The sequence below is a fragment of the Rhizobium ecuadorense genome, assembly GCF_001187535.1.
GTDB lineage: Bacteria > Pseudomonadota > Alphaproteobacteria > Rhizobiales > Rhizobiaceae > Rhizobium > Rhizobium ecuadorense.
Genome location: NZ_LFIO01000547.1, coordinates 1 through 352 on the forward strand (window position 1 = coordinate 1; position 352 = coordinate 352).

At 57.1% G+C, this 352-nt stretch carries 1 protein-coding gene; it reads left to right on the top strand.

Translation table 11 applies throughout. The features are described 5' to 3' along the window. Positions 1-352, top strand: a 352-nt coding sequence (locus AF337_RS11930) for a sugar transferase (protein WP_160320283.1), incomplete at both ends; no start/stop codon positions are given.

The window sequence follows — 352 nt, forward strand, 5'->3', positions numbered from 1 at the left end:
CCTTCCAATCCTCATCGTCGCTCTGTGTGTTCGCCTCACCTCGCCCGGACCAATCCTCTATTGGTCAAAACGTGTCGGCCGTTTCAATCAGATCTTTCTGATGCCAAAGTTTCGCAGCATGCGCGTCGACACGCCGACGGTTGCCACGCATTTGCTTGAAAACCCGGATCGGTTTCTGACGCCCATCGGCTCCTTTCTGCGCAAATCCAGCGTCGACGAACTGCCGCAGCTCTGGTGCATTCTCGCGGGGAAGATGAGTTTCGTCGGCCCGCGGCCGGCACTCTACAATCAATACGACCTAATAGAATTGCGGACGGCCCATGGCGTCGACAAGCTCTTGCCCGGATTGACG